The organism is Microbacterium sp. K24 (assembly GCF_004794465.1).
Lineage (GTDB): Bacteria > Actinomycetota > Actinomycetes > Actinomycetales > Microbacteriaceae > Microbacterium.
Map to the genome: position 1 here is coordinate 45502 of NZ_SSDJ01000068.1, position 8473 is coordinate 53974.

Consider the following 8473-nt stretch of genomic DNA (forward strand, 5'->3'; position numbering starts at 1 on the left):
GTAACGACTGTCGTCCATCTATCGAAGATTGTCAATACGTGTCAGACTAGATCCGTGAGCTTGCCAACGACAATCGAAGCGACGACCTGTTGCGTCCCGCGAATCACATCCTCGCTGACTGCCGAGGAAGCCGAGCGCGTCGCGAGGGTGTTCAAAGCACTCGGCGATCCGACGCGGGTCCGGTTACTGTCCCTCATCGCTGCTGGCGCGGGTGGGGAGGCGTGCATCTGCGACTTGACCGAGCCAGTCGGCCTCTCGCAGGGCACCGTCTCTCACCACATGAAGCTCCTTGCGGATGCTGGACTGGTCACACGGGAGCAGCGCGGCAAGTGGGCGTACTTCGCTCTCAACGGCGACGCGATGGATGCTGCTGCCGACGCTCTCCGCACAGTGTGAGCGCAGTTAGTGCTCCGCCTCGCCTGGGCGGACGGTTGGCTGCGCTCTCGGTGGGGCAGGTCATCAGTTGGGGGATCCTGTTCTATGCGCTGATTGTCGCGTCTCCGGCAATCGCGGATGACACGGGCTGGCCCGTGGCCCTGGTAACCCTGTCATTCTCTTCTGGCCTTGTCGCATCCGCGGCCGCCGGCGTGTTCGTGGGCAAATGGCTCGACGAGCGGGGCCCGCGCCTCATCATGACCGCCGGGAGCATCCTCGGTCCACTCGGCCTCGTGGTCGTCGCCCTCGCACCGGATCTCGTAATCTTCACGGCTGGGTGGGTTGTGGCGGGTGTTGCGCAATCGGCGGTGCTCTATCAGGCCGCGTTCACTGTCATCGCTCGGCGATACGGGGCGCGACGCCGTAGCGCGATGACGATTCTGACGTTGGCCGGCGGGCTCGCGTCCACGATCTTTGCTCCCGTCGTCGCCGGCCTCCTGGGTGTCATCGACTGGCGCACGATGTTCCTGATACTTGCTGGCTTTCTGCTCCTCACCACCGTGCCTCTGCACTGGTTCAGCCTCGAGCGCACCTGGTCTCCCGTTCGATATGACGATGCCACAGAGGTTCACACGGTGAGCACGGTCGTGCGCACCCGGCGCTTCTGGATGCTCGAGCTGTCGACGCTTGCTCTCGCAGCCGCGCTCTTCAGCGTCACACTCGCTCTCATTCCTCTGTTCACTGAGAAGGGCATGAGCTACGAGCTCGCAGCCTGGGCCCTCGGGCTCCTGGGCGCAGGGCAGGTAGTCGGCCGCCTGCTCTATGTGGCCGTCCCGCACACTGCCGCGCCATGGGTCCCCTTGACTGTCACGGCTGGCCTCAGCGTTGGGTCCCTCGCGCTCCTGGCGTTGGTTCCTGGGCCACCGTGGTTACTGGTCTTCATCGGAATCGTGGCCGGAGCCGTGCGAGGCGCTCAGACGCTTGTCCAGGGTTCCGCCATCGCGGACCGCTGGGGCACCCACAACTACGGCGCCATCAACGGGATCTTCGCTGCCCCGATAACGCTCATCGGAGCATTCGGCCCCGCACTCGGTCCGCTTCTCGCAGTAGCCACCGGTTCCTACTCCGCCATGGCTCTCATCGCCGTCGGGCTCGCGGCGATCTCACTCGCCTTCGCCCGGTTCTCCTAGACGGTCCGCCGAGCGACTGCCTGCGATCCGCGGGCGCTCTTCCAAGTCCGTTAACCTCACGTTCACATAGATGACCTTCTATCAATACGTCGAATAGATCACCATCTATTCGAGGCGGTCTATCGGCCGCCTGTCACGAGTCTGAGATGAAGGAAGCAATCGTGCGAAAGACCACAGCAAAGATCTTCGCCTCCACAGCATTGGTCATCGGCGTTCTTGCGCTGAGCGCCTGTGGCGGGCAGCCGAGCGCAGGCGAATCCGCCGGCTCCGGTGAAGGATCGGGCGGATTGACCGGTTCCGTGAACACCGATGGGTCGTCGACAGTCGCCCCTCTCACGGAGGCCGCAGCTGACCTGTTCCGCGACGAGGAAGCCGGAGTGAACGTCTCCGTCGCCACCTCGGGCACCGGTGGAGGCTTCAAGACCTTCTGCGCCGGCGAGACAGACATCTCCAACGCCTCCCGCGCCATCAAGGACGAAGAAGCCGCTGAGTGCGAGGCCGCCGGCATCAAGTACACCGAGATCATCGCGGCCAACGACGGCCTGTCCGTGGTCGTCAACCCCGAGAACGACTGGGCTGAAGACCTCACCGTCGAGCAGCTGAACAAGATCTGGGGCCCCGAGGCCGAGGGCGAGATCACCAACTGGAACCAGGTCGACTCGAGCTTCCCCGACCAGGCAATCACGCTCTTCGGTGCAGGCACTGACTCGGGCACGTTCGACTACTTCACCGACGCCATCAACGGCGAAGAGGGCGCGATCCGCACCGACTACAGCCCCTCGGAAGACGACAACATCACCATCCAGGGTGTCGCGGGTGACGTCGGCGCCATCGGGTTCCTCGGACTCAGCTACGTCGAAGAGAACGAGGGCGTCATCAAGGCTGTCGCGGTCGACGGCGTGATGCCGAGCACCGAGACCGTTCAGGACGGCACGTACACGCCGCTCGGCCGCCCGCTGTTCGTCTACGTCAACAACGCGTCGTACGTCGACAAGGAGCCGGTGAAGGCGTTCATCGACTTCTACGTCGCGAACTCGCTCGACATCGCAGAGCGCGCACTCTTCGTGCCCCTCACCGAGGAGCAGGTCACCACGGCTGCTGACGAGCTCGCCTCGCTCGGCTGACCCGACCGCTCAGGACGCTACCCATGACCACCGTCACTGAGCGGCCCGGGGGCCCGGCTACCGGCCGGGCCCCCGCCCCCTCCTCGTCTTTCGCCGGCCGCCGCCGGCCCGGTGAGTTCCTCATCAAACTCTGTCTGCGCCTTGCTGCAGCCATCACGGTCATCACGACCGTGGGCATCGTCATCGCGCTCCTGGTTCCGTCCCTGAGCTTCTTCGCGGAGGTCTCACCGTTCGAGTTCCTCTTCGGTACGCGCTGGGCCCCCCGATTCGCGGACGCCTCCTTCGGCGTCCTCCCCCTGGTCACCGCAACCCTGTGGACCACCGTCATCGCGCTCCTCGTCGCCGTTCCTTTCGGCCTCGGTGCGGCGATCCTTCTCGCGGAGTACGCGAAACCGCGAGTGCGCAAGGTGCTCAAGCCCCTGCTGGAGATCCTCGCGGGTATCCCGACCGTGGTCTACGGGTTCTTCGCTCTCCAGTTCGTGCAGGGCACCGTCCTCCGCGACTGGTTGCAGCTCCCCACCGGGGCGTTCAGCGTCCTCGCCGCCGGCCTCGTCATGGGAGTCATGATCATCCCCACCATCGCATCCATCGCAGAGGACGCGATGTCTGCTGTCCCCAGCGCGCTCCGTCAGGGAAGTGCCGCTCTTGGCGCCAACCGCATGCAGACCACTCTCCGCGTGGTCTTCCCGGCCGCGCTGTCTGGCATCGTCGCCGCCGTGGTTCTCGGAATCTCCCGAGCCGTCGGAGAAACGATGATTGTCGCAATCGCTGCGGGTAGTCAGGCGCAGCTCGTGAGTAATCCGCTGGAGCAAGGGCAGACGATGACCGGCTTCATCGCGAACGCCGCCCTCGGCGACTCCCGCGTCGGAAGCCTCGAGTACAACACCCTCTTCGCTGTCGGACTGCTGTTGTTCCTCATCACCCTGCTCATCAACTTCATCAGCATCCGATTCGTTCGCCGATTCCGGGAGGCTTACTGATGTCCGCGCCCACGACTCCCGAGTCCCGCGTCCTTAACGCGACCCGGCCGCTGAATACCGGCCGAAACGGCGAACTGCGTCCCACCGCGCTGATCTTCCTCCTGCTCCTTTGGCTGTCACTCTTCGTCGCGTTCGCCGTGCTCGTCACACTGCTCATCACCATCTTCATCACCGGGCAGAACAAGCTCAGCTGGAACCTCGTGACGAACTTCCCCTCCGCTGACCCGGAGGAGGCCGGCGCTCGTCCGGCCATCCTCGGATCAGTCTGGGCGATTGGTGCCACCGCGGTGATGACGCTCCCCCTGGGCATCGCCGCCGCCGTGCACCTCGAGGAGTTCGCCGACCGGAAACGCTGGTTCAACCGGTTCGTCGAACTCAACGTCCAAAACCTCGCCGCTGTCCCCTCAATCGTCTACGGTCTCCTCGCCCTCGCCTTCCTGTCGATGCTCGGAGTCACCAATAAGAACATCGTCATCGGTGGAGCATTCGCGCTGACGCTCCTCATCCTCCCGGTCATCATCATCGCCACCAGGGAGGCGTTGCGCGCCGTGCCCCGGGAGATCCGCGACGGCTCGCTGGCGTTGGGGGCCACACAATGGCAGACAACGTGGAGGCAGGTGCTTCCCGCATCGGTCCCAGGTATCGCGACCGGCTCGATCCTCGCGCTGTCACGAGCTCTCGGCGAAGCAGCCCCATTGCTCGTCCTCGGTGCGCTCGTATACATCACATTCGATCCGAACGGTCTGCTCAGCGGCTACACCACGCTCCCCATCCAGATCTTCAACTGGACCGGACGCCCGCAGGAGGGATTCCACGAGCTCGCCGGAGCCACAAGCCTCCTCCTGCTCGCCGTCCTCATCCTGATGAACGCCCTCGCCATCTTCATCCGCAACAAGTTCCAGAAACGGTGGTAAACCCATGAGCACCTCCACGAGCACCTCGAAGGACAGCTCCGCACCGGCGGCGCACACCCACTTCCAGGCCGCAGAATCGCGTCACGTTGCTGAAACCCCCAGCGGACTCATCCGCTGCGAAGACGTCAACGTCTACTACGGGGACTTCCGCGCAGTCACCGGCGTGAACCTCGAGTTCGGACGCAACGAGATCACCGCACTCATCGGCCCCTCCGGCTGCGGCAAATCCACGCTCCTGCGCTCTCTGAACCGCATGAACGACCTCGTCGACGGTGCCCGCGTCGAAGGAAACGTCATCTTCCAGGAAGAGGACATCTACGCGAAGGGCGTCGACCCCATCGAGGTTCGACGACGCATCGGCATGGTGTTTCAGAAGCCCAACCCGTTCCCGAAGTCGATCTACGACAACATCGCCTACGGCCCTCGCGTAACCGGGATGAAGGTCGACAACATGGACGACCTCGTCGAGGAAGCACTGACACGCTCAGCGCTCTGGGGCGAGGTGAAGGACAAGCTCAAGCAGTCCGCGTTCGGGCTCTCCGGCGGCCAGCAGCAGCGTCTGTGCATCGCGCGCACCATCGCCGTGCAGCCCGATGTGATCCTCATGGACGAGCCGTGCTCGGCCCTCGACCCCATCGCCACCTCGCGGATCGAAGACCTCATGCACGAACTGCGCAAGGACTACACAATCATCATCGTCACCCACAACATGCAGCAGGCAGCTCGAGTCGCTGACCGGACCGCATTCTTCACCGCCCTGGCTGACGAGACGACGGGGGACCGCACCGGAGTTCTGGTGGAATACGACCTCACCAAGAACATCTTTGAGCAGCCGCAGGACCAGCGCACGGAGGACTACATCAGCGGACGGTTCGGATGAGTTCCCCGTCTGGCGGCGATCCTCGGTTCGTCCTACACGGGCGAAGTTCGGAGATCTTCCGCGGGAGCTTCGCTGAGTTCCGCCATGCCGGAGTCCCCATCACGGTTCACGCCGAGATCGTCGACGCGCTGGCCGATTTGGCCCACGACTACGAGTCGTCTCTCATCCTCGCCGGTGGCGAGTCGTTCGAGAGGCTTGCAGCCATCATGCAGATCGCGGAACCGGTGTGTGGTGGATCGATCTTCCTCGGAGTCTCCGACGACACCGAGACCGCCACGATCGAAGCCGCGATGCGGGCCGGATTGCGCGGCACTATCCGCCTTCCCATCACGCCCGATCGCCTGCGGGAAGTAGCTCGCCTGCACCCGAGAACGGGGCCCCAGGATCGCTCGCTCCGCTTCGGAGAACTGACCCTCGATGTCCCGCACCGGAGTCTCCGCTGGCGGGACCATGCGCTCCTGCTTCCGCCGCGGGAGTTCGAGCTGCTGCATCAGATCGTCCGCGCCTATCCGGAGAGCGTGAGCATCGACACGCTTGCTCTCGCCTTCGGATCGGATCTGGAGGACCCTCACGCCTCAGTCCGGGTTGCGATGACGAAACTGCGCGCGCGTCTGGCAAACTTCGCTCCTGCACAGGCGCTCATCGAGACGGTCCGCGTCGCCGGCTACCGGCTCGCGTCCTGAGGCTCAATACCCAGCTCAACGAGAAGCCCCAGTACGCGCCTGCGGATATCGTCGCGCACGACGCGAAGCCCTTGGTCATCGAGTTCGAGCGGGTCTGCGAGGTCCCACTCCATGTATCGGCGGCCCGGGAAAACCGGGCATGCATCCCCGCAACCCATCGTGATGACGTAGTCAGCGGCGCGCACCACGTCCTCCGTGAGCGGCTTAGGGAACTCACCCCAGAGCTCGACACCCACCTCGGCCAGTGCCGCCTCCACCCGCGGATGAGAGGTCTCCGCAGGCGACGAACCTGCCGTTCGCACGTGCACCTTCCCGCCCGATAGATGCCGCAGGAACGCCCCGGCCATCTGCGATCGCCCCGCATTCTGCACACAGACGAACAGCACTTCCGGAGTATCCCTCAGGATCAATCCCTGTGCAGTCGCGAGAGCGTCGAGGCGATCAGCCGCATACCGCGCCGTCATCGTCAGCAAATGTTCGCGCACACGAGCCCGCTGGCTCAGAAGCAGATAGCTCTGTGCGACATAGCTGGCGACCGTCTCACGACTGAACGTCGAGTTGAACCGATAAGCGAGATCAGAGACGATCGTGGCTACGCCCGGTGGGAGCGCGGTGGCTGCAGGCGCCGCCGCGGCGGGCTGTATCGACTCGCTCGCCAACAGACGCCCAAATCTCACCCAGGCATCGACCGTCGGCGCCACAGCCCCGGCAGAGTCACGAATCAGCCCTGTCATCCGCAGCGACTTGAGCGCCGCCTCGACTACTCCAGCATCGAGCGCCAGTTCGGCAGGGATATCACCGATCGGCACGTCGGAAGCGAGTGCGCTGAGCACTCGCAGGGTGTCGGGGTTGCCCAGCACCGAGACCTGCGCCGCGCGATCTCGCGCTGACTGCACGTCGAGTGGCCGACCGACGCGGTGTGCCGAGCGATCGTTCACCGGAGGAAGTCCTCAACTGCGCTGCGTCGTGAGGGGCTGACGGACAGCCAGCCCAGCTTTCCGTCCTGCTGCCGCGTGAGGAATTCGTCGTCGAGCAGGATTCGGACGTGGTGGGTGACTGTCGGCTGCCGCAATCCCAGCACATCTGCAAGCTGACCGACGGTCGCGCGCTCGTCGACCGATCCCAGAATGATGCTGAGGATCTGCAGACGTGTGGGGTCAGCGACCGCTCTCAGCGTGCGCGCCAGTTCCTCGGCGGCCCCCCGATCCAGAGCAGCGCCGACGCGCGGCTTGGCTCCGGGTTGAGAGGACATGCAGTCGAGTCTACGGCTCGGCAGGAGTGCGAATCTGTGTCGGCCAGCGACGTCGAGTCAGGCTGCCGAAGGCGGCGGATCTGGGTCGAGCACGTCACCTCCCGCCTCGGCGGCGTGACGTTGGCAGAGTGTCGATACCCACATTCTGATCACGTACTGCTTCGCCGGAGCCCCGCATACCTCGCACGTCTCGGTACTTTCCCACTCAGCCGCACGCACCGCGTCCGCGAACGCCTGATCGAAGTTCGACGGGTCATCGGACGGGTCGGCATAGAAGCTCAGGGCACCAAACTTCGACTTCACCTGCTGCACGACGTAGCTCGGGGCGATGACGGACAGCGTTGCATCGAGTCTCGCCAGCAGCGGGTACCAGCCGGCACCGACTTCCAGCAGTTCTGGCCAGCCTGGAGCGATCCGCTTGAGTAGGCCGCGGAGTTCCGGCGGATATTCCTCGGTCATGTCAACTCTCTCGTTCCGTGGTGGCGGCAATGTCCGTGAGTTCCAATCTTGGTTCGCGTTCGATTCCGCGCTGATGGCGTGTCGCTTCTCGGGCCTGTTGGCGACGCCGCGACCGCTCGCGGAACTCACGTCCAACTCGAAGGCTGCGCATGACGCCGATGTCGAAGCTGATCATTCCCCGACGGCGCCACTCGATTGCCGCGTGGCCGCGGAAACCTGCGACGGCGCGGCGCCGCTGGATGAAGTCCAGGTTCCGCGGCAGGGGGCCAGGGAGTCCGTCGGTGTCCGGCAGCAGGTAGGTGAACAGTTCAGCGAAGGTGGGGCCGGCTGCCGTGCGGCGGCGAGTTTGGGCGATGAAGATCGCCGCGGCCAGCGCCCATTGCTCGGCGGTGTCTTCACCGGTGAAGTCCTCGAACATGAACACCCACTCAGCTGGCGGCGGCGAGTCGATTTCCTGCCACCAGATCGGGTACGACTCGGGCATCTCAACCATCACAATCGCGGTCGCTCGCACGGGCCTTCCCGCGACGCGACCGCCTGTCATCGGGATGGGCAGCACACGTGCAGGGAAGAGCGGAGCGATCCGACGAGGACGAGATTGTTTCGTATGGCCTTC

Annotated in this window: 11 protein-coding genes; 7 read left to right on the top strand and 4 right to left on the bottom strand. The window is 64.6% G+C overall.

Annotation, left to right across the window (positions count from 1 at the left end):
* Positions 1 to 54: 54 nt before the first annotated feature.
* The 7 genes from DW306_RS05450 (at position 55) to DW306_RS05480 (ending at position 6146) form a co-directional block, all read left to right on the top strand.
* A complete protein-coding gene (locus DW306_RS05450; RefSeq protein WP_136054603.1) occupies positions 55 to 396 on the top strand; it encodes a metalloregulator ArsR/SmtB family transcription factor in 342 nt (113 codons plus the stop codon).
* A gap of 35 nt (positions 397 to 431) precedes the next feature.
* Positions 432 to 1565, top strand: a complete 1134-nt coding sequence (locus DW306_RS05455; RefSeq protein WP_168429241.1) for an MFS transporter — start codon at positions 432 to 434, stop codon at positions 1563 to 1565.
* Positions 1566 to 1726: 161 nt separating this feature from the next.
* Positions 1727 to 2689, top strand: coding sequence for a PstS family phosphate ABC transporter substrate-binding protein (locus DW306_RS05460; protein ID WP_240747072.1), 963 nt, complete (start codon positions 1727 to 1729; stop codon positions 2687 to 2689).
* 23 nt (positions 2690 to 2712) lie between these two features.
* Entirely contained in the window at positions 2713 to 3669 is a 957-nt protein-coding gene (gene pstC, locus DW306_RS05465; protein WP_136054606.1) for a phosphate ABC transporter permease subunit PstC, read from the top strand.
* Positions 3669 to 4583 (top strand): phosphate ABC transporter permease PstA, encoded by a 915-nt coding sequence (gene pstA, locus DW306_RS05470; RefSeq protein ID WP_136054607.1) that lies wholly within the window; start codon positions 3669 to 3671, stop codon positions 4581 to 4583. The genes pstC and pstA overlap by 1 nt, the downstream gene beginning before the upstream one ends.
* A 4-nt stretch (positions 4584 to 4587) precedes the next feature.
* The gene (gene pstB / locus DW306_RS05475; RefSeq protein ID WP_136054608.1) at positions 4588 to 5463 is read left to right on the top strand and encodes a phosphate ABC transporter ATP-binding protein PstB; all 876 of its coding nucleotides are present in this window, start codon (positions 4588 to 4590) and stop codon (positions 5461 to 5463) included.
* Positions 5460 to 6146, top strand: coding sequence for a winged helix-turn-helix domain-containing protein (locus DW306_RS05480; protein WP_136054609.1), 687 nt, complete (start codon positions 5460 to 5462; stop codon positions 6144 to 6146). The genes pstB and DW306_RS05480 overlap by 4 nt, the downstream gene beginning before the upstream one ends.
* On the opposite strand, the gene DW306_RS05485 is transcribed toward DW306_RS05480, so the two are convergent.
* The 4 genes from DW306_RS05485 to DW306_RS05500 all read right to left on the bottom strand — a co-directional run.
* Positions 6128 to 7084: a hypothetical protein gene (locus DW306_RS05485; RefSeq protein ID WP_240747073.1), complete on the bottom strand. Its 957-nt coding sequence runs from the start codon at positions 7082 to 7084 to the stop codon at positions 6128 to 6130. The genes DW306_RS05480 and DW306_RS05485 overlap by 19 nt on opposite strands.
* Positions 7081 to 7398 (bottom strand): metalloregulator ArsR/SmtB family transcription factor, encoded by a 318-nt coding sequence (locus DW306_RS05490; RefSeq protein ID WP_136054610.1) that lies wholly within the window; start codon positions 7396 to 7398, stop codon positions 7081 to 7083. Before DW306_RS05490 ends, DW306_RS05485 begins: the two co-directional genes overlap by 4 nt.
* A gap of 57 nt (positions 7399 to 7455) precedes the next feature.
* Complete coding sequence (locus tag DW306_RS05495; protein WP_136054611.1) at positions 7456 to 7857, bottom strand: hypothetical protein; 402 nt, start codon at positions 7855 to 7857, stop codon at positions 7456 to 7458.
* A gap of 1 nt (position 7858) precedes the next feature.
* Positions 7859 to 8473: hypothetical protein (locus DW306_RS05500; protein ID WP_205814102.1), on the bottom strand; the 615-nt coding region annotated here is incomplete at its 5' end.

What these genes read in the sequence shown, in the direction of transcription:
- pstC (WP_136054606.1), top strand. Translation starts at nt 2,713, where the DNA reads ATGACCACCGTCACTGAGCGGCCCGGGGGCCCGGCTACCGGCCGGGCC.
- pstA (WP_136054607.1), top strand. Translation starts at nt 3,669, where the DNA reads ATGTCCGCGCCCACGACTCCCGAGTCCCGCGTCCTTAACGCGACCCGG.
- pstB (WP_136054608.1), top strand. Translation starts at nt 4,588, where the DNA reads ATGAGCACCTCCACGAGCACCTCGAAGGACAGCTCCGCACCGGCGGCG.
- DW306_RS05480 (WP_136054609.1), top strand. Translation starts at nt 5,460, where the DNA reads ATGAGTTCCCCGTCTGGCGGCGATCCTCGGTTCGTCCTACACGGGCGA.
- DW306_RS05490 (WP_136054610.1), bottom strand. Translation starts at nt 7,398, where the DNA reads ATGTCCTCTCAACCCGGAGCCAAGCCGCGCGTCGGCGCTGCTCTGGAT.
- DW306_RS05495 (WP_136054611.1), bottom strand. Translation starts at nt 7,857, where the DNA reads ATGACCGAGGAATATCCGCCGGAACTCCGCGGCCTACTCAAGCGGATC.